Origin of the sequence: Streptococcus equinus ATCC 9812 (assembly GCF_000187265.1) — a bacterium.
Classification (GTDB): domain Bacteria; phylum Bacillota; class Bacilli; order Lactobacillales; family Streptococcaceae; genus Streptococcus; species Streptococcus equinus.
Window position 1 is genome coordinate 1 of record NZ_GL698446.1, and the last position, 616, is coordinate 616.

Annotated in this window: 1 protein-coding gene and 1 pseudogene; one reads left to right on the plus strand and one right to left on the minus strand. The window is 52.1% G+C overall.

Annotated elements, in window-relative coordinates:
• A partial coding sequence (locus HMPREF0819_RS09430) for an ATP-grasp domain-containing protein (protein WP_237393063.1) occupies positions 1–245 on the minus strand: 245 nt, incomplete at its 3' end.
• A 34-nt stretch (positions 246–279) separates the two neighbouring features.
• Between HMPREF0819_RS09430 and HMPREF0819_RS08515 the strand changes: the two are divergent.
• Positions 280–616 (plus strand): annotated as a pseudogene (locus tag HMPREF0819_RS08515) (hypothetical protein); the annotation flags it as partial.

The following is a 616-nucleotide window of genomic DNA, read 5'->3' on the forward strand; positions in this document are numbered from 1 at the left end:
TCTCCAAGAACATTTAGCATAATGGCGTTCGTTGTAATGGTGGAGAAAGATGTGAAATTCTTTGGCATTGGCAAATCCAATATTGATCTCAAATGAGCTTCAAATTGAGAAGTGACGCAAGCATCAATGGTATAATGTCCAGAGTTGTGAGGCCTTGGGGCAATTTCGTTAATAAGCAATTCCCCTGTTTCTAAATAGAACATTTCCACACCAAATATACCACAACCGGGAAAAGTTGATTGCATTTTCAGGCCTAGTCGACGGGCCCGGGATCCGATTCGACCGATGCCCTTGAGAGCCTTCAACCCAGTCAGCTCCTTCCGGTGGGCGCGGGGCATGACTATCGTCGCCGCACTTATGACTGTCTTCTTTATCATGCAACTCGTAGGACAGGTGCCGGCAGCGCTCTGGGTCATTTTCGGCGAGGACCGCTTTCGCTGGAGCGCGACGATGATCGGCCTGTCGCTTGCGGTATTCGGAATCTTGCACGCCCTCGCTCAAGCCTTCGTCACTGGTCCCGCCACCAAACGTTTCGGCGAGAAGCAGGCCATTATCGCCGGCATGGCGGCCGACGCGCTGGGCTACGTCTTGCTGGCGTTCGATCTAGATGCATTCG